Annotated in this window: 18 protein-coding genes and 1 tRNA gene; 6 read left to right on the top strand and 13 right to left on the bottom strand. The window is 68.6% G+C overall.

Annotation, left to right across the window (positions count from 1 at the left end):
- Nucleotides 1–25: 25 nt before the first annotated feature.
- Together RAC69_RS01515 and RAC69_RS01520 are read left to right on the top strand one after the other, a co-directional pair.
- On the top strand, nt 26–2,374 hold the full coding sequence (locus tag RAC69_RS01515) for an ATP-binding cassette domain-containing protein (protein ID WP_375084650.1): 2,349 nt from the start codon (nt 26–28) through the stop codon (nt 2,372–2,374).
- 38 nt (nt 2,375–2,412) lie between these two features.
- Nucleotides 2,413–3,069 carry a dihydrofolate reductase family protein gene (locus RAC69_RS01520; protein WP_375084651.1) on the top strand — a complete coding sequence of 219 codons (657 nt, stop codon included), beginning with the start codon at nt 2,413–2,415 and terminating at the stop codon, nt 3,067–3,069.
- A 9-nt stretch (nt 3,070–3,078) separates the two neighbouring features.
- Here RAC69_RS01520 and RAC69_RS01525 read toward each other — a convergent pair whose 3' ends face one another.
- Nucleotides 3,079–3,930 carry a class I SAM-dependent methyltransferase gene (locus RAC69_RS01525; protein WP_375084653.1) on the bottom strand — a complete coding sequence of 284 codons (852 nt, stop codon included), beginning with the start codon at nt 3,928–3,930 and terminating at the stop codon, nt 3,079–3,081.
- A 97-nt stretch (nt 3,931–4,027) separates the two neighbouring features.
- Here RAC69_RS01525 and RAC69_RS01530 point away from each other — a divergent pair, with 97 nt between their 5' ends.
- The gene (locus RAC69_RS01530) at nt 4,028–4,870 is read left to right on the top strand and encodes a hypothetical protein (RefSeq protein ID WP_375084655.1); all 843 of its coding nucleotides are present in this window, start codon (nt 4,028–4,030) and stop codon (nt 4,868–4,870) included.
- Between the two features lie 43 nt (nt 4,871–4,913).
- Entirely contained in the window at nt 4,914–6,239 is a 1,326-nt protein-coding gene (locus RAC69_RS01535; RefSeq protein WP_375084657.1) for a nitrate/nitrite transporter, read from the top strand.
- A 27-nt stretch (nt 6,240–6,266) separates the two neighbouring features.
- Here RAC69_RS01535 and RAC69_RS01540 read toward each other — a convergent pair whose 3' ends face one another.
- From RAC69_RS01540 to polA, 7 genes are all read right to left on the bottom strand, one after another.
- Nucleotides 6,267–7,079 carry an arginase family protein gene (locus RAC69_RS01540; protein WP_375084659.1) on the bottom strand — a complete coding sequence of 271 codons (813 nt, stop codon included), beginning with the start codon at nt 7,077–7,079 and terminating at the stop codon, nt 6,267–6,269.
- A gap of 68 nt (nt 7,080–7,147) precedes the next feature.
- A complete protein-coding gene (locus RAC69_RS01545) occupies nt 7,148–7,903 on the bottom strand; it encodes a formylglycine-generating enzyme family protein (RefSeq protein ID WP_375084661.1) in 756 nt (251 codons plus the stop codon).
- Nucleotides 7,900–8,649 carry an SGNH/GDSL hydrolase family protein gene (locus RAC69_RS01550; RefSeq protein ID WP_375085293.1) on the bottom strand — a complete coding sequence of 250 codons (750 nt, stop codon included), beginning with the start codon at nt 8,647–8,649 and terminating at the stop codon, nt 7,900–7,902. The genes RAC69_RS01545 and RAC69_RS01550 overlap by 4 nt, the downstream gene beginning before the upstream one ends.
- Before the next feature lie 42 nt (nt 8,650–8,691).
- Nucleotides 8,692–10,044 carry an MFS transporter gene (locus RAC69_RS01555; RefSeq protein ID WP_341934453.1) on the bottom strand — a complete coding sequence of 451 codons (1,353 nt, stop codon included), beginning with the start codon at nt 10,042–10,044 and terminating at the stop codon, nt 8,692–8,694.
- A 51-nt stretch (nt 10,045–10,095) separates the two neighbouring features.
- The gene (locus tag RAC69_RS01560; protein ID WP_375084664.1) at nt 10,096–11,130 is read right to left on the bottom strand and encodes an LLM class flavin-dependent oxidoreductase; all 1,035 of its coding nucleotides are present in this window, start codon (nt 11,128–11,130) and stop codon (nt 10,096–10,098) included.
- Between the two features lie 54 nt (nt 11,131–11,184).
- A complete protein-coding gene (locus RAC69_RS01565) occupies nt 11,185–12,861 on the bottom strand; it encodes a DUF885 domain-containing protein (protein WP_375084665.1) in 1,677 nt (558 codons plus the stop codon).
- A gap of 103 nt (nt 12,862–12,964) precedes the next feature.
- Nucleotides 12,965–15,595 (bottom strand): DNA polymerase I, encoded by a 2,631-nt coding sequence (gene polA / locus RAC69_RS01570; RefSeq protein ID WP_375084667.1) that lies wholly within the window; start codon nt 15,593–15,595, stop codon nt 12,965–12,967.
- Between the two features lie 45 nt (nt 15,596–15,640).
- Here polA and RAC69_RS01575 point away from each other — a divergent pair, with 45 nt between their 5' ends.
- Entirely contained in the window at nt 15,641–16,066 is a 426-nt protein-coding gene (locus RAC69_RS01575; RefSeq protein ID WP_341934449.1) for a hotdog fold thioesterase, read from the top strand.
- Nucleotides 16,067–16,144: 78 nt separating this feature from the next.
- On the opposite strand, the gene RAC69_RS01580 is transcribed toward RAC69_RS01575, so the two are convergent.
- On the bottom strand, nt 16,145–16,678 hold the full coding sequence (locus RAC69_RS01580; RefSeq protein WP_375084670.1) for a GNAT family N-acetyltransferase: 534 nt from the start codon (nt 16,676–16,678) through the stop codon (nt 16,145–16,147).
- Nucleotides 16,679–16,681: 3 nt separating this feature from the next.
- On the bottom strand, nt 16,682–17,308 hold the full coding sequence (locus RAC69_RS01585) for a response regulator (protein WP_341934446.1): 627 nt from the start codon (nt 17,306–17,308) through the stop codon (nt 16,682–16,684).
- 84 nt (nt 17,309–17,392) lie between these two features.
- Between RAC69_RS01585 and RAC69_RS01590 the strand changes: the two genes are divergently transcribed.
- Nucleotides 17,393–17,478 (top strand) — tRNA-Leu (locus tag RAC69_RS01590).
- 144 nt (nt 17,479–17,622) lie between these two features.
- Here the strand turns inward: RAC69_RS01590 and RAC69_RS01595 are convergent.
- The 3 genes from RAC69_RS01595 to pyk form a co-directional block, all read right to left on the bottom strand.
- A complete protein-coding gene (locus RAC69_RS01595) occupies nt 17,623–18,240 on the bottom strand; it encodes a serine aminopeptidase domain-containing protein (RefSeq protein ID WP_341934444.1) in 618 nt (205 codons plus the stop codon).
- Nucleotides 18,241–18,278: 38 nt separating this feature from the next.
- Nucleotides 18,279–19,076, bottom strand: coding sequence for an alpha/beta fold hydrolase (locus tag RAC69_RS01600; protein WP_375084672.1), 798 nt, complete (start codon nt 19,074–19,076; stop codon nt 18,279–18,281).
- Between the two features lie 118 nt (nt 19,077–19,194).
- Nucleotides 19,195–20,646, bottom strand: a complete 1,452-nt coding sequence (pyk, locus tag RAC69_RS01605) for a pyruvate kinase (RefSeq protein ID WP_341934442.1) — start codon at nt 20,644–20,646, stop codon at nt 19,195–19,197.
- Between the last annotated feature and the right edge of the window lie 33 nt (nt 20,647–20,679).

Below are 20,679 nucleotides of genomic sequence, written 5' to 3' on the forward strand. Positions count from 1 at the left end.
GCCCGCCCGACCGTTCGAGGAACCCATGACCCACGCCGCCGACGCCCACGACCTCATCCGCGTGCAGGGCGCACGCGAGAACAACCTGAAGGAGGTCAGCGTCGACATCCCGAAACGACGCCTGACCGTGTTCACCGGCGTCTCCGGTTCGGGGAAGAGCTCGCTGGTCTTCGACACCATCGCCGCCGAGTCGCGGCGCATGATCGATGAGACGTACAGCGCCTTCGTGCAGGGGTTCATGCCCTCCGTGCCCCGGCCCGACGTCGACGTGCTCGAGGGGCTGACCACGGCGATCATCGTCGACCAGGAGCGACTGGGGGCGAATCCGCGCTCCACGGTCGGCACGGTGACGGATGCCAACGCGATGCTGCGCATCCTCTTCAGCAAGCTGGGGCAACCGTACATCGGCGGACCCACCGCCTTCTCGTTCAACATCCCGACGCAGAGGGCGAGCGGGGTGATGACGGGACCGGGCGGTGAGAAGAAGATCGTCAAGGATGCGATCTATCTCGGCGGCATGTGTCCGCGATGCGAGGGCAGGGGAGCGGTCTCCGACCTCGACCTCTCGCAGATCGTGGACGAGTCGAAGTCGCTCGACGAGGGGGCCATCATGGTTCCCGGGTACACCGCCGACGGATGGATGGTGAAGGGGTTCTCCCAGTCGGGTTTCTACCCGGGCGACAAGCCGATCGCGGAGTTCACGGAGAAGCAGCGGCACCTGTTCCTCTACGGAGAGGTGACGAAGGTCAAGATCTCCGGAATCAACATGACCTACGAGGGCCTGATCCCGAAGATCACGAAGTCGATGCTGTCGAAGGATCTCGAGGCTCTGCAGCCGCACGTCCGCGCCTTCGTCGAGCGGGTCGCGACGTTCGCGACCTGCCCGGAGTGCGACGGCACCCGTCTCACCGAGGGAGCCCGGTCGTCGAAGATCGACGGCATCAGCATCGCCGATGCCTGCCGCATGCAGGTGACCGATCTGGCGGAGTGGGTACGGGGGCTCGACCTGCCCGGTGCCGGCCCGCTGCTCGACGCACTGCGCGCGAATCTCGACGCATTCGTCACGCTCGGGCTGGGCTACCTGAGCCTGGAGCGCCCCTCCGGCACCCTCTCGGGCGGAGAGGCGCAGCGCATCAAGATGCTGCGGCATCTCGGCTCATCGCTCACCGACGTCACCTATGTCTTCGACGAGCCGACGATCGGCCTGCACCCGCACGACATCCAGCGGATGAACAGCCTGCTGCTGCGGTTGCGAGACAAGGGCAACACCGTCCTCGTCGTGGAGCACAAGCCCGAGACCATCGCGATCGGCGATCACGTCGTCGACCTCGGACCCGGCGCCGGGAGCGCCGGAGGGGACATCTGCTTCGAGGGCACCGTCGAGGGGCTGAGGTCCAGCGGAACGCGCACCGGATCGCACCTCGACGATCGCGCGCAGGTGAAGGAGACCGTGCGCGAGAGGTCGGGGGTCATCGAGATCCGCGGTGCGAAGGAGAACAACCTGCAGGATGTCGACGTCGACATCCCGACGGGAGTCCTCACCGTCGTCACCGGAGTCGCCGGGTCGGGCAAGAGCTCGCTCATCCACGGCTCGGTGTCGAAGCGCGATGGCGTCGTCTCGATCGACCAGTCGGCGATCAAGGGCTCTCGGCGCAGCAACCCCGCCACCTACACCGGGCTGCTGGAGCCGATCCGCAAGGCCTTCGCCAAGGCGAACGGCGTCAAGCCGGCGCTCTTCAGTGCGAACTCCGAAGGGGCGTGCCCGACCTGCAAGGGGGCAGGCGTGATCATCACCGAGCTCGGGTTCATGGACACCATCGAGACCCCGTGCGAGGACTGCGGCGGCAAGCGCTTCCAGGCCGCTGTGCTGGAGTACAAGCTGGGGGGCAAGGACATCACCGAGGTACTCGACCTCCCGGTGTCCGAGGCCAGGGAGTTCTTCTCCGACGGCGAGGCCAAGCTCCCGGCAGCGGCGGCGATCCTGGGACGCCTGGCAGACGTGGGGCTCGGCTACCTCGCCCTCGGCCAGCCCCTGTCGACCCTGTCGGGTGGCGAGCGTCAGCGCATCAAGCTGGCCATCCAGATGGGGGAGAAGGGCGACGTCTACGTGCTCGACGAGCCGACCACGGGCCTGCACCTCGCAGACGTCCGGAACATCCTCGGACTGCTCGACCGTCTCGTCGAATCGGGCAAGAGCGTCATCGTCATCGAGCATCATCAGGCCGTCATGGCTCACGCGGACTGGATCATCGATATCGGTCCCGGCGCGGGGCACGACGGCGGTCGCGTCGTGTTCGAGGGAACCCCCGCCGAGCTGGTCGCCGCGCGGTCGACCCTCACGGGCGAACACCTGGCCGCCTACGTCGGGGCCTGACACGGACGTCGCGCCCTGAGCCCGAACAAGGAGAAGACATGTCCCTGGTGCGCGTGCACAACTTCACGATCTCGCTCGACGGTTACGGAGCAGGGGAGGGGCAGACACTCGAGGCGCCCTTCGGTCACGCGGGCTCGCGACTGATGCAGTGGGCGTTCGGGACGCGCACGTTCCGCCGTATGGGGCTTCCGGGTGACGGACCGGGATCCGAGGGAGTCGACGACTCGTTCGCGCGGCGATGGAAGGAGGGCATCGGCGCCGAGATCATGGGGCGCAACAAGTTCGGCCCTCAGCGAGGACCCTGGACCGACGAGGAGTGGCGAGGCTGGTGGGGCGAGGAGCCGCCGTTCCACACGCCGGTGGTCGTCCTCACGCGCCACCCGCGGGACCCGATCGTCATGGGAGGCGGCACGACCTTCCACTTTCTGGATGCCGAGCCGGCCGAGGCGCTGCGCCGAGCCCGGGAGCTCGCGGGAGACGCAGACGTGAGGATCGGCGGAGGCGTCACGACCGTGCGCCAGTTCCTCGCGGCCGATCTCGTCGACCGCATGCATCTGGTCGTCGCGCCGATCGTCCTCGGACGAGGTGAGCGTCTGTGGGACGGACTGGAGGGACTCGAGGAGCGCTTCGAGATCGAGGCCACGCCGTCACCGCTCGGTGTCGTGCACCTCAACCTCACCCGGCGCGAGCGCTGAGAGGCGTCCTCAGGCGCGATCTTTACGAGCGACGATCGTGTACGTGGTCGGCACCAGCTCGCGTTCTGCTTCGGGCCAGGCGTAGCCGCCGGGAACCTCCACCATGCGCGTGCTGAACCGCCAGGGGAGTGTGCGGCCCTCGTCGAAGTGCACGAGGCGGAGTCCCGAGCGGAGCAGCGCGCCGATGATCTCGGAGAGCGGATGCGGCCACTCGTAGGTGCGGCTGTGGGCCACGGTGCCCTCACCGGCGTAGGTCGACTCGTCATCCCACTGCTGAGCACGACCGCTGCCGAAGTACGGATACCGGATCGCAAGTCCCGGCGCGTTCTCGTCGAGCGCGTAGAGAGCCGGGTGTGCGTCGCGGATGAAGAATGTGCCACCGTCGCGAAGCAACCCGAAGACCTGTTCGGCCCAACGGTCCAGATCGTGCAGCCAGCAGATCGTGCCGATGCTGGTATAGACCACGTCGAAGTCGCCGCTCACAGCGGTCCGGGCGTCCAGGACGTCTGTCTGCACCCAGGTGGCCGTGACGCCCGTGCGTCGAGCGAGGTCTGCGGCGGCCGCCAGAGCGGGTTCCGAGAAGTCCACGCCGGTGACCCGAGCGCCGGCGCGTGCCAGAGAGATCGTGTCGGTGCCGATGTGGCATTGCAGGTGGCAGAGATCGAGGCCGGACAGCGAGCCGTTCGCGAGGAATCGTTCCAGCACAGGGACGTCAGCGCGGACGACATCGCTGAGATGCGACGGCTCGTCGAATGCCTCGAGGCCGTAGGCGACCTGATGGAGAGGAACCCGATCGTCCCAGTTCTGCTGGTTCACCTCGCGCGCGTCGGCCCACGCCACGTCCACTGATTCACCGTCCACGGAGCGAGCCTACCGACCGCCCGCGGAGAATGGAGAAGAACCGATAATGCACATTATGTCAGTTCAGGTAAATCCCGACGCTGGCTAGGCTCGGTTCATGCTCCGCCCCCGCTCCCTCGAACTCCACGTCGACCGCGACAGCGTCGCGATGGGAGACGATGCGGTCTCGCACGCCGGTGTGCTCACCGTCCGGCGCGGCACTCCGCTCAGCGCGGCCATCGAACAGAGTGCACCCGAGATCAGGTCACCGGGATGGTCCTGGGTCGCCGTCGTGGACGGCGAGACCGCCGCGGTCTGGTCGGTCGACCACGGAGTGCAGTTGCTCGTCGCTGATCGCCGGCTCAGGCGCGGACCGGTCGATGTCTTCTTCCGCTACTTCGTCCAGATCGACCCGGCCTGGCTGTTCGATCGACTCGCTCGCGGAGAGAGACCCGACCGGCGGGCGCTCGAGGAGCAGTACGCGCCGATCGCGCGCGAGAGGTACCGAGCGGAGCTGCGTCGCCGGGAACGCGAGCTCGACGGACGCCTACTGAGCACCGCCTGCGTCGAAGCCCTTCGTCGGTTCGGGGCCGACATCACCCTGCACGCGGATGTCGCCTGCGAGTTCGCCCACGGCGACGACGACTGGGTCGTGCGTCGCGCAGACACCATGTTCCAGGTCTTCCGAGGACGCGGTGGGCCGATCGCTTCGCTCCGACCCCACGCCTTCGGCGAGGCGTGGCTCATCGGGATGCTGGGTGCGGCCGTGCGCGTCGCGGAAGGGCGGGAAGCGCTCCCGGACGCCGCGGTCTCCCCCGACCTCGAACTCACTCGGTCCGGTGGCCGGTGGATGTCACGTGGACCGACGGTCGTTCAGGTGCATTCCGAGCTCGCGGCTCGTGTCGCACAGCTCGCTCACGGACGCTCCGTCTCTCAGATGGTCGAGGTGCTTGACGCCTGACGCGGCGACCGGAGCCGCCCCCGACCAGGAGTAGCGTGGAAGGGTGACGTCCGCTGCCCACTCCCCTGTGTTGAACCCGGGATGGAAGGCCTGGCTGATCTGGTCGGTCGGCGTCGCCGCCTACGTGCTCGCGATCACGAATCGCACCTCGCTCGGGGCTGTGGGCGTCGATGCAGCCGATCGGTTCATGGCCGACGCCTCGACGCTCGCGCTCTTCGCCGTCGTCCAGCTCGCGGTGTACGGCGGTATGCAGATCCCCATCGGCATCCTGCTGGATCGCTACGGCTCCCGTCCGATCATGACCGTCGGGATGCTGCTGATGGCTGTCGGGCAACTGACCATGGCCTTCTCCCCCAGCATCGGCATCGCGATCGTCGCCCGCATCCTGCTCGGCGCGGGTGACGCCGCCGTCTTCCCCGCGGTGCTGCGCCTGGTGGCCACCTGGTTCCCCGCCCAGCGAGGCCCCGTGATGGTGCAGTTCACCGGAATCATCGGGCAGGCCGGGCAACTCGTCGCACTCGTGCCGCTGGCCGCCCTGCTGCATGCGACGTCTTGGACCATCACGTTCGGCAGCATCGCCGGGCTCGGCGTCCTCTTCACGGTCCTCGTCGCCGTCGTCATCCGCAACCGGCCGCCCGAGCGCACGGTCGACGTCTCGGTGAACACCGACACCGGCGTCGTGCGCGTCGTGACATCGGCGATAGACACCGGCGTCGGCATCCGCGCGGCGTGGGCGCACCCCGGCACGCGTCTCGCTTTCTGGTCGCACTTCACGACACCGTTCGCGGGCACCGCTTTCATCCTTCTGTGGGGGATGCCGTTCCTCACCGCGGCGCAGGGACTCGACACGGCCCATGCCGCCGGCATCATCTCCGTGTACGTCGTCGCGGGAATGGCACTGGGGCCCGTGATCGGAGAGCTGTCGCGGCGCTGGCCGAACCGACGGTCCTTCGCTCTCGTCCTCCCCGCCGTGGTCGTGCAGCTGGTTGCGTGGACGACCGTCATCGCCCTTCCGGGTCCCTCCCCGGTCTGGCTGCTCTACGTGTTGGCCGTTGCGCTGGCGACGGGAGGCCCCGCGAGCATGATCGCCTTCGACCACGCCCGCACGCACAACCCGTCGCACCGTCTCAGCACCGCCACCGGCGTGACGAATGCCGGCGGCTTCATCGCGGCTCTCATCGCCATCTTCCTCATCGGCCTCGTGCTGGATCTGCAGGGCGCGGGAACGCCGGAGACCTATTCGCTGGAGGCGTTCCGCATCGCGTTCCTCATGCCGATCCCGCTCTGGCTCCTCGGGATGACGTTCATCCTGATCGAGCGCAAGCGCACCCGCATCCGCGTCGGTCTGGACCCGGAGCGCCGTCGCTGACGCGGAGGCGCGCCGGATGGAGTGCCCTCAGCGCAGCAGCTGCTGGAACGTCTCGATGATGAGTTCGAGGCTGACCCGCTCCGGAACCTCGGCGTCGCCGGCTTCGAACTCCGCGAGCTCGACGCCCTTCACGGCCTCGACGGGAAGGGCTGCGAAGATCGCGGCGATCTGGTGCGGCAGGAGGCCGTCGCCGACTCGATAGGCGGCGGGTATGTAGCCGGGTTCGAGCACGTCCCAGTCGACGTGGATCCACACCGGACGCCCGTCGACGAGCTCGAGCACCCGCTCCGGCGTGCTCTCCGCAGGAGCGAGAACGGTCGCCCCGGCATCCGCGAGGAGATCGGCCTCGGCGGGATCGATGTCGCGGCCGCCGACGATCACGACGCGCGAAGGATCGACTCCTGCGCCGTGCCCGCTGTCCCACAGGCCGCTCGCGGCGGCGAGCACCATGCCCCCGAGGTATCCGGACTCCGTGGTGCCGGGAGTGTGGAAGTCGCCGTGCGCGTCGAACCACAGCACGATGGCGTCGGGGTACCGCTCGGCGGCGGCAGGCAGGGAGCCGAGGCTCGCCGCGCACGTGTTCGTCGCGAGCAGGGGCACCTGTCGCGCGTCGATCGCCGCACGCACGGCATCCCGGAGCCCGTGCAGCGTCTCTTCGGCCTCGGGCAGCGCGGTCGTCCAGTCGTCCGTCCTCGCCGCGCTGGGAACGCCGACCGTGTGCGGTGTCGTGCCGAGGAGTGCGGCAAACCGCTCCCCCACGAGCCGGGCGCCCACGAGGGCGCCGTCGGTGCGATCGGCGACGCGTCCCTGGGACACGATGAGGGAGAAGCGGGAGGTCATCCCCTCAGCTTCGCACCTCTCCGGTATACCGGGCAAAACGGCGCATCCACGGCTCCCGCGGGCTTCGCTCAATCCCGGGGGTGGCGCAGGGGCGTCCACCCGAAGGGGATCCGGCCGTCCGAGAACGACCGCTCTCGGTCGTCCTGCTCCGACCACCCCTGGGCCGCCTGGGGATCGTCGAAACCGCCTCGTGCCACGCGGAATCCGACATCGTCCTGCGCGGTGCGCGGAGAACCGCCGCGCCGGACGGAGGCTCGGACGCTCCACGCCTCGTCGGCGAATCCGCCGCCCCGGAAGACCCGGTACTCGCCGTAGCGCTCGGGGTCGAGCAGATCCCAGCACCACTCCCACGTGTTGCCCAGCGTGTCGAACAGCCCGAAGAGGTTCGGGAGCTTGCCGCCCACCTCCTGCGGGGCACGGACACCGTCGGCGCTCGTCCAGGCGGCGTCCGACAGCGGAGCGTAATGCGGTCCGATCGAACCGGCGCGGCAGGCGTACTCCCACTCCGCCTCGGTGGGCAGACGGTAGCCGTCCCCCGTCGCGTCCCACACGACGTCCTCGCCGTCGAAACGGTAGACGGGGTCGAGACCCTCCCACTCGGACGCCGCGTTGCAGAAGTGCACGGCCCGCAGCCAACTGATGTCGACGGCGGGACGACGCGGATGCCGCGAGGGCACCGGAAGGATCTCGGCCAGCTGCTCCTCCGTCACGGCGAAGACGCCGATCTCGAAGCTCTCAAGCTCGACGGTGCGCTCGGCCCTGCGTCGCGCGTCGTGCAACGTCACCTGCCCGCCGGGGAGGCGCTGCAGCTCGAGATCCGTCACGCCTGAGGCATCCGTTCCACCCAGTCGGGGTACTTGGCAGCGCGCCCGTCTCCCGACGAGGTGCGCGTCAGCCGACGACGCACCCACGGCCCGACGAACTCGCGGTAGTAGGCCAGTCCCGACGGTCCGGCCATCGCCGCCGCGGTCGGAGACCACCAGGCTGCCGGCGGCTCGAACCCCAGTGCGTGGAGCACACGGGCCGCGACGCGGTGGTGACCGGCGGCATTCATGTGCAGACGGTCTTCCGACCAGTACGGCGCTCTCGCGAGCTCTCGATCGGGCCAATTGAGCGCGCGGACGACGTCGGGACGATCTTCCACCCGACGCAGCACCGCCTCGGAGAGCAGATCCCCACGGCGCTGCACGACGGTGCCCATCGGGAGCTGACCGCTGGGGTTGGCTCCCGACAGCAGGATGAGTGTGACGCCCTCTTCGTCGCAGCGGCGCAGAACGCGGCTGAACGCATCGGCGATGTGTTCGAGGTCGGATCGCGGACGAAGCATGTCGTTGCCTCCGCCGTTGAACGAGAGGTGCGTCGGACGCAGGGCCAGCGCCGGTTCGAGCTGCTGCTCGACGATCGGCCAGGCGAGCTTGCCCCGGATCGCGAGGTTCGCGTACTGGACCGGGTGCCCCGCGGCATCCGCCCATCCCTGGGCCACGAGATCAGCCCAGCCGCGTTCTCGACCGTCGGGAAGGACATCGCCGACGCCCTCCGTGAAGGAGTCCCCGATCGCCACGTAGCGCACATCTGTCACCTCGCCAGCATATTGGCGTATCGGTGGTGCGGCTCACCGATCGTCGAGCGCGACTCCCCCGCGATCGGCCAGGCCCCAGGCCGCCGCCGCCGCGACGACGAAGCAGGCCCCGAACACGACGAACAGCGTCGCCACTCCCCCGGCGACGAGGAGGACGGGAACGGCCAGTGGCGCGGCGATCGACGCCAGACGGCCGATGCCTGCCGCCCAGCCCGCGCCGGTACCCCGAAGAGACGTGGGGTAGATCTCGGGCGTGACGGCGTACAGCGCACCCCACGCGCCCAGATTGAAGAACGACAGCGCCATCCCCGAGGCGACGATCGCGACCTCCGTGGTCGACGTGCCGAAGAAGACGGCGGAGACCGCGGAGCCCACCAGGAACACCGACAGCGTGACGCGGCGTCCCCAGACCTCGATCAGCCACGCTGCGACCGCGTAGCCCGGAAGCTGCGCGAGAGTGATGATGAGCGTGAACCCGAACGAGCGCACGAGGTCGAAGCCGGCGTCGACGAGGATGCTGGGGATCCAGATGAAGGCGCCGTAGTACGCGAAGTTGACGCACAACCAGACCACCCAGAGACACAGCGTGCGCACCCGGAACTCCGGGCTCCACAGAGCGGACAGCCGGGCCCGCACGGTCACCGCGATCGGCTGCGTCGCCGGTTCCCTGCGGATGGCCGGGGTCCGCTCGATCTCCGCGTCGACCTCGAACGCCGAGACGATGCGGTCGGCCTCTGCTATCCGGCCCTTCGAGGCGAGCCACCGGGGAGACTCCGGCAGTCCCCAGCGCACGATCAGCGCATACACCGCGGGGATCGCGCCGAGTGCGAACGCCCACCGCCAGCCGTTCTCGGATGCCGGGATCACGAAGTATCCGATGACCGCCGCTGCCGTCCATCCCAGCGCCCAGAAGGCCTCGAGGAAGACGATGAGGCGCCCGCGGATGCGGGCCGGCGCGAACTCGCTCACGTACGTCGACGCGACCGGCAGCTCCGCCCCGAGACCCAGGCCGACGAGGAACCGCAGCACGAGGAGCGCTGCCAGACCGCCCACCAGAGCACTCGCGCCCGTTGCGACGCCGTAGACGAGCAAGGTCAAGGCGAAGACCTGACGCCGCCCGAGACGATCAGCGAGCAGGCCGCCCAGGGTGGCCCCGAGTGCCATGCCGATGAACCCGACCGAGGCCACCCACCCGGCATCCGTCTTCGTCAGACCCCATTGCTGGGTGAGGGCAGCGAGGATGAACGAGATCAGCCCTACATCCATCGCGTCGAGCGCCCAGCCGACCCCCGAGCCCGTCAGCAGGCGCAGGTGCCGACGCGTGAACGGGAGATCATCGAGACGGCCGGCGAGCGACTCACGGCTCGGCAGGACGGGTTGTGCCATGCCCCCATCGTAGGGGCGTCCGGGCGTCGGATCGCCTCCTCGCGGCCCGCCTCAGTCGTTCGCGGCGAGGAGCCGTCGTACGCGCGGGATCACCTCGGTACCGTACAGCTCGACGCTCCGCATCAGCGCCTCGTGCGAGATGGTGCCCGTGGAGTACTTCAGGTCGAAGCGCCCCAGGCCGAGGGTGGTCACCGTGTCAGCGATCTTGGCCGCGACGCGGTCCGGAGAGCCTGCGTAGATGGCGCCGGCCGGGCCCACGTCGTTCTGGAAGCGCGCACGGCTGTAGGGCGGCCAACCGCGCTCGGCGCCGATCGTGTTGTTCATGGCCTCGAACCCGGAGTACGCGGCCTCCCACGCTTCCTCGTCGGTCTCGGCGATGTGCCCGGGGGAATGCACGGAGATCGGCTGCGCGGTCGTGCCGAACGACGCGACCGACCGGTGGTACAGGTCGACGAAGGGTGCGAATCGCCCGGCGGGACCGCCGATGATCGCGAGCATCAGACCGAGACCGTGCCGCGCGACTCGCACGACGGATTCGGGACTGCCACCGACACCGACCCACGTGCGGAGACCCTTCTCGGTCTTCGGGAAGACGTCGGCGTTCTCGAGAGAGGCCCTCATGCTGCCGGACCAGGTGACCGGCTCCTCTTTGAGGAGTTCGACGAACAGCTCGAGCTTCTGCTCGAAGAGGGCGTCGTAGTCGCGGAGGTCGTATCCGAACAGCGGGAACGACTCGATGAACGATCCCCGGCCGAGAACGACCTCCGCCCGCCCGTCGGACAGGGCGTCGAGCGTAGAGAAACGCTCGAACACGCGCACCGGATCGTCGGACGAGAGAACGGTGACCGCGGTTCCGAGCCGCATCCGCTCGGTGCGCCCGGCGATCGTCGCGAGCACCATCTCCGGCGACGAGATCGCGAACTCCCGCCGGTGGTGCTCCCCCACACCGAAGTAGTCCACCCCGACCGCGTCGGCGAGCACCGCCTGGTCCACGACGTTGCGGATCGTCTGAGCGCCCGAGAGCAGCTCGCCGTCCCCGTCGCGGGTGATGTCTCCGAACGTGTCCAGCCCGAACTCGATGTCCATGTCAGCTCCTTCTATTCAGTTGAATGAACATCGGTCCGGGCGCGGACATTCCCGTCACCGCTCGAGCAGTGCCCTACGGAGAGTGTCGAGGCCGACGCCACCCATGTCGAGGGCGCGCTTGTGGAACTCCTTGATGTCGAAGCCCGCGCCCTTCTCCGCCTGATACGCGTCGCGGACCTGCTCCCAGATGCGCTGACCGACCTTGTACGACGGGGCCTGTCCGGGCCAGCCGAGGTAGCGATTCACCTCGAACTGCACGAACTGGTCGGACATGTTCACGTTCTTGCGCATGAAGTGGAGCGCGTAGTCGGCGTCCCACACTCCCTCGCCGTCGAGACGGGGCTTGCCGAGGTGCACGCCGATGTCGAGCACGACACGGGCTGCTCGCATGCGCTGACCGTCGAGCATCCCGAGGCGGTCAGCCGGATCGTCGAGGTAGCCGAGCTGCTGCATGAGTCGCTCGGCGTAGAGCGCCCAGCCCTCGGCGTGGCCCGAGGTGCCGGCGAGCAGGCGGCGCCACGAGTTCAGCTCCGCACGGTTGTACACGGCCTGCGCGATCTGCAGGTGGTGCCCGGGAACGCCCTCGTGATACACGGTGGTGAGCTCACGCCACGTGTCGAACTCCGTGACGCCCTCGGGGACGGACCACCACATGCGGCCGGGGCGGGAGAAGTCGTCGGTCGGGCCGGTGTAGTAGATGCCGCCCTCCTGCGTGGGGGCGATCATGCACTCGAGGGTGCGGATCACCTCGGGGATGTCGAAGTGCGTGGCGCCGAGTTCGGCGACGGCGCGGTCGCTCGTCTCCTGCATCCACCGCTGCAGAGCCTCCGTGCCGACCAGCTTGCGAGCAGGATCCGCTTCGAGATGCGCGACGGCCTCCTCGACAGACGCCCCGGGAAGGATCTCGTTCGCGATCGCGGTCTGCTCGGCGACCATGCGCTCGAGCTCCTCGCGGCCCCACTCGTAGGTCTCGTCGAGGTCGATCGTGGCGCCGAGGAAGCGGCGCGAGTTCAGGGCGTAGAGCTCGCGCCCCACGGCATCCTCCTCGCCGGCCGCGGGAGCGAGCTCTTCCGCGAGGAAGCGGCGCAGCGCTCCATAGGCGACGCGCGCCGATGCCGAGTTGTCGGCGAGGGTGCGGGCGAGGGATGCCGGCAGGTTGCCGTCCTCCGGCGAGGCGTGAGCGACGAACGCCGCGAAGAAGCCGTCGTCGGCGATGTAGCGGTCGATCTGCGTGGCGACCTCGACCACCTGGCGACGCGCAGGGGTGACCCCGGCGGCGATCCCGGCGCGGAGCGTCTCCGTGTAGCCGCGCAGCGCATCGGGCACCGCGGCGAGACGGGTGGCGATCACCGACCAATCGTCCGCAGTGGCCGTGGGCATGAGGTCGAATGCGGACCGCACGTCCTGAGCGGCAGACGCGATCACATTCAGATCCCGGAGGTGCCAGTTCGCCTCGTGCAGCTCGAGATCGAGCGTGAGCTCGGCCGTGAGGTCCGCCTTCGTGACCTCGTCGACGGCGTCGATCGGTTCGAGAGCCGAGAGCTCGGCGAGCGTCGCACGGGTCGCCGTGGCGATGCTCTCATGCCCTTCGGGACTCAGGTCGCCGAAGCGATCGTTGACCTCGTCGCGGCCGATGTACGTGCCGAGCGTCGGCGCCAACTGCACCAGCGTGTCGACCCATCCATCGGCGACCTTGTCGATAGCAGAGGGAGTGCGGGGCTGAGAAGTCATCCCTTCAGCGTAGCCGGACGCCGCCCGCACCACCCACCCGTCAGGCGCTCGCGCGTCAGCGCGCTCGCTCGTCCGTGCGCAGCCTCGTCAGTGCGCAGCCTCGTCAGTGCGCAGCCTCATTCCAGTCCTGGCCGCGACCGACCTGTACGTCGAGCGGGACCGTCAGGTCTGCGGCGTCGCCCATGCGCTGTCGGACGATGCGCTCCGCAGCATCCCACTCACCCGGCGCGACCTCCACGACGAGTTCGTCGTGGATCTGGAGCAGCACGCGGGATGTGAGCCCTTCGGCGCGCAGATCGTCGTGGATGTGGAAGAGCGCGATCTTCATGATGTCGGCCGCGCTCCCCTGGATCGGCGCGTTGAGCGCCGCACGCTCTGCGTTCTCGCGCAGCACCCGGTTGGGTGAGGCCAGGTCCGGGAACGGGCGTCGCCTGCCGAAGATCGTCTCGGTGTACCCGACCTCGCGCGCGGCCAGAACCGACGCCCTGAGGTAATCGCGCACCGCGCCGAACCGGGCGAAGTATTCGACCATCAGCTGCTTGGCCTCGGACTGCTCGATGCGCAGCTGCTTCGACAGACCGAACGCCGAGAGACCGTAGACGAGTCCGTAGGACATGGCCTTGACCTTCGTGCGCATGGCAGCCGTGACGTCGGCGGGATCGACACCGAACACGCGCGCGCCGACGAATCGATGCAGGTCCTCTCCGCTGTTGAACGCCTCGATGAGCCCTTCGTCACCGGACAGGTGCGCCATGATGCGCATCTCGATCTGCGAGTAGTCAGCGGTGAGAAGTGCCTCGTAGCCCTCGCCGACCTGGAAGGCGCTGCGGATGCGGCGCGACTCCTCCGTACGGACGGGGATGTTCTGGAGATTCGGATCGGTGCTCGACAGACGGCCGGTCTGGCTGCCCGTCTGTACGTAGGTCGTGCGCACCCGCTGGTCTGACCCGATCGCCACGTCGAGCGATTCGATGATCTGACGGAGCTTGGTCGCCTCGCGGTGCTGCAGCAGCAGACCGAGGAAGGGGTGCGGATGGGATTCCTGCAGGTCGGCGAGGACCGCGGCATCCGTCGAATACCCGGTCTTCGTCTTGCGAGTCTTCGGAAGCTGCAGGTCGTCGAAGAGCACCTCCTGGAGCTGCTTCGGAGAGCCGAGATTGAACTCGCGCCCGACGATCCCGAATGCCTCCTGCGCGATACCGTCTGCGCGGGTGGCGAGCTCGGAGGAGAAGGTCGACAGCACCTCGTGCGAGACCGCGACACCTGCGACCTCCATGTCGGCGAGCGTCAGCAGTGTCGGGAGCTCGATGTCGGTGAGCACGGTCGCGACCGATTCCGGGATGTCGTCGCGCAGGGCAGCTGCGACACGCAGTGCGAACCATGCCTCCTGCGACGGTGTCGCGCCCTCGGTCTCCGGGACGAGCTGCGTGGGGTCCGCTTCCGGCAACTTCTCCCCCAGGTACCGCTCGACGAGGTCGCCGAGGGTCTTGTCGGGGAAGCTCGGACGCAGCAGCCATCCGGCGAGGCTCGTGTCGTAGGCGAGACCGGAGAGGCGGATGCCGAGGCGCAGGAGGGCCTTCACCTGCGGCTTGGCGTCGTGCAGGATCTTCGGGCGGCCGGACTCGAGCCAGTCGCGCAGCGCTGCTGCCGCATCGTCGGTCCAGTCCAGTTCGCGCAGCTCGGACTCGGTCGCCGCGCCGATGCGCGTCGGGGTCCCGTTCTGGATCACGAGGCGCAGCGCCACTTCGTCCGGGGACTCGACCCACGACAGGAACTCCGCAGGAGTCGCCTCGACGGGAGTGGGCAGCTCGACGACGGTCGCGGGGTCGTCGGCGACCTCGCCCGCGCCGACGGCCTCGAACACCCGCGGCAGCAGGGTACGGAACTCGAGGCGGGCGAAGATGTCGCGCACGGCCTGAGCATCGATCGGTGCCACAGCGAGGTCGGCAGGGGCGACCGGGAGCTCCACATCACGGAGCAGTCGATTCAGCTTGCGGTTTCGACGGACGTCCTCGATGTGCTCGCGCAGGTTTCCGCCGACGACGCCCTTGATCTCGTCCGCTCGGTCGAGCAGCTCGTCGAGCGATCCGAACTGCGTGAGCCACTTGACCGCCGTCTTCTCGCCCACCTTCGGAACACCGGGGAGGTTGTCGCTCGTCTCGCCGACGAGCGCGGCGATGTCGGGATACTGCTCCGGGCGCACGCCGTAGCGCTCCTGGACGGTGGTCGGGTCGTACCGCTTGAGCTGCGAGACACCCTGCACGTTCGGGTAGAGCAATGTGATCTCGTCGTTGACGAGCTGGATGGTGTCGCGGTCGCCGGACACGACCAGCACCTCGTACCCCTGCTCCGCTCCCTGCGTGGACAGCGTCGCGAGGATGTCGTCGGCCTCGATCCCCTCTTTCGTGAGCACGGGGATCGACATCGCGGCGAGGCAGTCCTGCAGCAGCGGGATCTGCCCGCGGAACTCCTGCGGCGTCTCGGAACGGGTCGCCTTGTACTCCGGATACTCGTCGGTGCGGAAGGAGTGGCGCGAGGTGTCGAAGGCGATGGCCAGATGCGTGGGCTGCTCGGCCTTGATGAGGTTCACCAGCATCGAGAGGAAGCCGTAGATGGCGTTCGTGTGCTGGTTGTCCTTGGTGGTGAAGTTGTCGACCGGGAGGGCGAAGAAGGCGCGATAGGCGAGCGAGTGGCCGTCAACGACCATGAGGGTAGGCTTTGCGGAGTCCGTCACCCTGTCAGCCTAACGAGGACGACAGACACCCGCTGAGGAGGATCCATGAGCGAGAGCACCGCGACCAGTCAGGGACTCGACTGGGCGTCCGCTCGGGGCATGGGGGCCCTCGCCGAGAAGATGGGGATGGAGTTCCTCGAGTTCAGCACGCAGCGCTGCGTCGCGACGATGCCGGTCGAGGGCAACACCCAGCCCGTCGGCCTGATGCACGGCGGCGCCTACGTGGTGCTCGGGGAGTCGCTGGGGTCGATGGCCGCGAATCTGCATGCGGGTCCCGGCCGCCTCGCAGTCGGAGTCGACATCAATGCCACCCACACGCGATCGGCGACGTCCGGTGTGGTCACCGGGGTCTGCACTCCGGTGCACCTCGGGCGCAGCATCACGGTGCACGAGATCGTCGTCACCGATGATCAAGGACGTCGGTGCTCCACCATCCGGATCACCAATATGATCAAGGACGCGCCGGCCTGACACCGGCGCACTCCGGCCGCTCCGCGACCTCGAACGAGGCGCGGGGTCCCGCGATGACGGTCTGTGGAGAAAGGGTCTTCAGGCAAGGATCCGCTGGAAGAGACGGTGATCTCTCCACTCCCCCGCGATGTGCAGGTACTGCGGTGCCATCCCGATCACCGTGAACCCCGCCCGGGTGAGCACGCGCTGAGACGCCGTGTTGTCGAGCAGGGTGGCCGCCTGCAGCCGATGCAGCGACAGATCCCGCTCAGCGAACCGGACGAGTGCGGAGACGCCGTGACCGCCGAGGCCGCGCCGCAGCCGAGAGGCATCGACCCAATAGCCGACGTCGGCGCTGCGGAAAGCACCTCGTACGACGTTGTTGAGGTTCATCCGTCCGCGGATCTCGCCGTCGTCGGAGAGGATCACGAAACGGTAGCCGCGCCCGGAGTCGGCATCGGCGACGCACTGGTCGACCTGCTGTTCCTGCCACGCCGCTGTGTAGAACTCATCGCTGCGCACCGGCTCCCAGGCTGCGAGATGGTCTCGATTCGCCGTGTACGCGCGCGCGAGAGCCGCACCGTCCCCCGGCTGGACGAGACGCAGGACGTGGTCCGCGTCGAGCCGGAGCACCGTCTACTTCTTCGGAGCGAGCTGCTCGATGATCGCCTTCGCGACATCCTGCATCGTGAGGCGACGATCCATCGAGGCCTTCTGGATCCACCGGAAGGCCTCGGGCTCGGAGAGACCCATCTTCTCGTTCAGGAGACCCTTCGCCCGATCGACGAGCTTGCGCGTCTCGAAGCGCTCGACCATGTCGGCGACCTCGGCCTCGAGCGTGATGATCTGCTCGTGACGAGCGAGAGCGATCTCGATGGCGGGAAGCAGGTCGTTCGGGGTGAACGGCTTCACGACGTACGCGAGAGCGCCGGCCTCGCTCGCGCGCTCCACGAGTTCCTTCTGGCTGAAGGCGGTGAGCAGGACCACTGGGGCGATGTTGCCCTTGTGCAGCTTCTCGGCAGCGCTGATGCCGTCGAGCTGGGGCATCTTCACGTCCATGATGACGAGGTCGGGGCGCAGCTCGGTGGCGAGAGCCACGGCCGTCTCACCGTCTCCGGCCTCGCCGACGACATCGAAGCCGTTGTCGCGGAGGATCTCGACGATGTCGAGACGGATCAGCGACTCGTCCTCGGCGACGACGACGCGTCGGGGGGCGGATGCCGTGGGCTGCTCAGGCTGTTCTTGCTCTGTCACGCCCTCCATCCTAGTGGAGAGTCACCCGAGCGACCCCGAAGGTCGCACGTCTGTGCAGGCGGGCTGCGATACAGTCGTAGACGCGACACACGAGCCGGCGTGGCGGAATGGCAGACGCGGAGCACTCAAAATGCTTTGTCCGAGAGGGCGTGTGGGTTCGAGTCCCACCGCCGGCACCACATGTCGCTCACACCCGGTGCGGGGTCGCCCGACGTGACGTCATGCGCTCGACCCCTCTCCCTCGTCGCGAGGGCCGCTCGGCTGTCGAGGCGCGGTCAGTGCAGGGAATCCGCCGACCTCGACCTGCCGGTGACCGACGCCTATCAGCGTTCAGCCATGGCAGCGATCTCCGCGATCACGCGCGGATCCGCCAGCACCCGGAAGTGCCCACCGGTGTCGAGCCGCACGTTCCGGAGCGCGCCGACGAGCTCGCTCCCCTCGGGGATGTGCGGGTCGAACCGGGGATAGACCGAGACGATCCGCGAGTCCACGTCGAGATGACGTGCGAGCGCGAGGATCGACGGGTGAGTGGGCGCGAGCGCGCGGAGGCCGCGCACCGGCATCCACCGCGCGTAGCGGGAACCGCGGAAGGGCGTCGAGACGGCGACCATCCCGCGGATCCGCGAACCCGCACGACCGGTCATCGCCGTCTTCCCCGCCAGTCCCCCCTTGCTGTGCGCGACCAGGACGACGTCGGTCATCGCGTTGTCCTCCAGGAATCGGGTCAGGATCTCGGCGGCGTCGGCCACGGGTCGCCTGTTGTGCCTCCACGCGTCGAGCACGTGGACGGGGTGTCCTCTCCCGTGCAGGGCGGCGATCATCGGCTGCATGAAGCGCCACGTCTCGTAGACGCCGGGCAGGATCACGATCGGCACCCCTGAGCCGTCGGTGAAACCGCGCGGATCGGTGCGGTCGAGGGCGGCGCGCACCTGCCAGACCACCGCGTACGCGTAGTCGGCGATCCACCATGCCAGCCGCTTCAGCGCGTCGATGTCGACCTCCGCTCGACGGGCCTCTCGGGCGCGACGAGCCCGCCCAGGGGCCCAGCGAAGCGCTCGATGGCGTCCGCGACCTCCCGCGCAGCGGTGTACTGCACGTTGTGCGGCTGGTCGGCGATCTCGACGAGCTCGGCCTCACCCGCGGCGGCGCGCAATCGCCGCACCCACTGCTCTCCCGCGACGGGGTCCCGGTCTCCGCGTACCAGCAGCGTCGGCTGCGTCGCTCGGGCGATCGCCGCCTCTGTGTCGTACGACGTCATGTGGCGGGCCTGCGTGAGGTACCAGCGGGGTCCGCAGCGCAGATAGTCGGAGAAGACGAGGGCGTTGGGGGCCGGGGCCTCTCGAACGGTGTCGACGGCCAGGGCGACGGCTTGCGCGAGGAGCGTGCGGTGCGCCGCGTCGACCACCGGGCCGATCAGGACGAGGCTCTCCACGCGCGTAGGATCTGCCCGTGCTGCCTCCAGCGCCCACTGCACGCCCATCGAATGCCCGACGAGCACGACCCGGCGCAGGTCGAGAGCACGGAGCGCGCCGGCGAGGATCCGCCCCACCGCCGGCACGTCGAGGTCGTCGTGCGGCATCGGAAGGCCACCGAAACCGGGGAGGTCCACCGTGACCACACGTCCGCTGCGACGGAGCGCGTCGCGCAAGGGCGCGAAGTACCGATGCGACATGCCGATGCCGTGGACGAGGACGTACGTCCGCTCGGACGCGGGGCCGCACGCCTCCCAGCGGAGCGCCTGGCCGCCGATGACGATCCGTTGGCGGGCTGTGCTCATACCCTTCACGCTAGCCATGCCCGCCTCGGGCTGCGAAGCCTTGACAACGGACCTCTGCGTGCAGGGACGACGGAGGGGCGGGGCCGAAGTCCCGCCCCTCCTCGACCGATCGATGCGGTCAGACCGTGGCTTCCTTGTAGATCGGAGCGGCGCCGTTGACGGCGTCTCCGACCTTGTGCACGCGGATGTCGTTGGTCGACCCGACGATCCCGGGAGGGGATCCGGAGATCACGACGACCTTGTCGCCCTCTTCGGCGAGGCCGTGCGAGAGGAGGTAGTCGTCGACCTGCAGGTACATGAGGTCGGTGTGCTGCACCATGTCGACGAGCGTCGACTGGATGCCCCAGGTGAGCGCCATGCGGCGGCGGATGTCGGGTTCGGGCGTGAAGGCGAGCATCGGGATGCGCGAGCGCAGCCGCGACAGGCGACGAGCCGAGTCACCCGACTGCGTGAAGACGCACAGGAACTTGGCGTCGACGAACTCCGCGACCTCGAGGGCCGCGAGCGTGATCGCACCACCCTGCGTGCGGGGCTTGGCCGTGAGCGGAGCGATGCGCTCGAGACCGTGCTCCTCGGTGGACTCGATGATGCGAGCCATGGTCTCGACGACGACGACAGGGTAGTCGCCGACACTGGTCTCGCCCGAGAGCATCACGGCATCCGCGCCGTCGAGCACGGCGTTCGCGACGTCGGAGGTCTCGGCACGCGTGGGCACGGGGCTGTTGATCATCGACTCGAGCATCTGCGTCGCGACGATGACCGGCTTGGCCATGCGGCGGGCGAGCTCGACGGCGCGCTTCTGCACGATCGGCACCGCCTCGAGGGGAAGCTCGACGCCCAGGTCGCCACGGGCGACCATGATGGCGTCGAACGCGTCCACGATCTCCTCGAGCGCGTCGACCGCCTGCGGCTTCTCGACCTTGGCGATGACGGGGACGCGGACGCCCTCCTCCGCCATGATCTCGTGCACTCGCGTGACATCGGCGGCGTTGCGCACGAACGACAGGGCGATGAGGTCGGCGCCGGTGCGCAGGCCCCAACGAAGGTCGTCCTCGTCCTTCTCGCTGAGCGCGGGGACGTTGACCGCGACGCCGGGCAGGTTGATGCCCTTGTTGTTCGAGACCGCTCCGGCGACCACGACACGGGTCGTGACGGTGACACCGTCGGTGTCGACGACCTCGACCCGGACCTTGCCGTCGTCGATGAGCAGGAAGTCTCCGGGCTTCACGTCCTGCGGCAGACCCTTGAAGGTCGTGCCGCAGATCTCGCGGTTCCCGATGATGTCCTCGGTGGTGATCTTGAACGTGTCGCCCACCGCGAGCTCGTAGGGGCCGTCCTCGAAGCGGCCGAGACGGATCTTCGGACCCTGCAGGTCGACGAGGATCGCGACGGCACGACCGGCGTCCTCCGCGGCACGACGCACGTTGGCGTAGTTGTTCTCGTGCACGGAGTAGTCGCCGTGGCTGAGGTTCAGGCGGGCGACGTCCACGCCGGCGTCGATGAGTGCACGCACGGTCTCATAGGTGGAAGTTGCGGGGCCCAGGGTGGCGACGATTTTCGCGCGTCTCAACAGATTCTCCAGGGGGAAGGGGGATAAAAATCG

The organism is Microbacterium sp. LS_15 (assembly GCF_041954735.1).
Taxonomy (GTDB): domain Bacteria; phylum Actinomycetota; class Actinomycetes; order Actinomycetales; family Microbacteriaceae; genus Microbacterium.

Excerpts from the sequence above, each read along its gene's own strand:
- RAC69_RS01565 (WP_375084665.1), bottom strand. The coding sequence starts at position 12,861 with ATGACTTCTCAGCCCCGCACTCCCTCTGCTATCGACAAGGTCGCCGAT.
- RAC69_RS01555 (WP_341934453.1), bottom strand. The coding sequence starts at position 10,044 with ATGGCACAACCCGTCCTGCCGAGCCGTGAGTCGCTCGCCGGCCGTCTC.
- RAC69_RS01585 (WP_341934446.1), bottom strand. The coding sequence starts at position 17,308 with ATGGAGGGCGTGACAGAGCAAGAACAGCCTGAGCAGCCCACGGCATCC.
- RAC69_RS01560 (WP_375084664.1), bottom strand. The coding sequence starts at position 11,130 with ATGGACATCGAGTTCGGGCTGGACACGTTCGGAGACATCACCCGCGAC.
- RAC69_RS01530 (WP_375084655.1), top strand. The coding sequence starts at position 4,028 with ATGCTCCGCCCCCGCTCCCTCGAACTCCACGTCGACCGCGACAGCGTC.
- RAC69_RS01520 (WP_375084651.1), top strand. The coding sequence starts at position 2,413 with ATGTCCCTGGTGCGCGTGCACAACTTCACGATCTCGCTCGACGGTTAC.
- RAC69_RS01575 (WP_341934449.1), top strand. The coding sequence starts at position 15,641 with ATGAGCGAGAGCACCGCGACCAGTCAGGGACTCGACTGGGCGTCCGCT.
- RAC69_RS01540 (WP_375084659.1), bottom strand. The coding sequence starts at position 7,079 with ATGACCTCCCGCTTCTCCCTCATCGTGTCCCAGGGACGCGTCGCCGAT.
- RAC69_RS01515 (WP_375084650.1), top strand. The coding sequence starts at position 26 with ATGACCCACGCCGCCGACGCCCACGACCTCATCCGCGTGCAGGGCGCA.
- RAC69_RS01600 (WP_375084672.1), bottom strand. The coding sequence starts at position 19,076 with ATGAGCACAGCCCGCCAACGGATCGTCATCGGCGGCCAGGCGCTCCGC.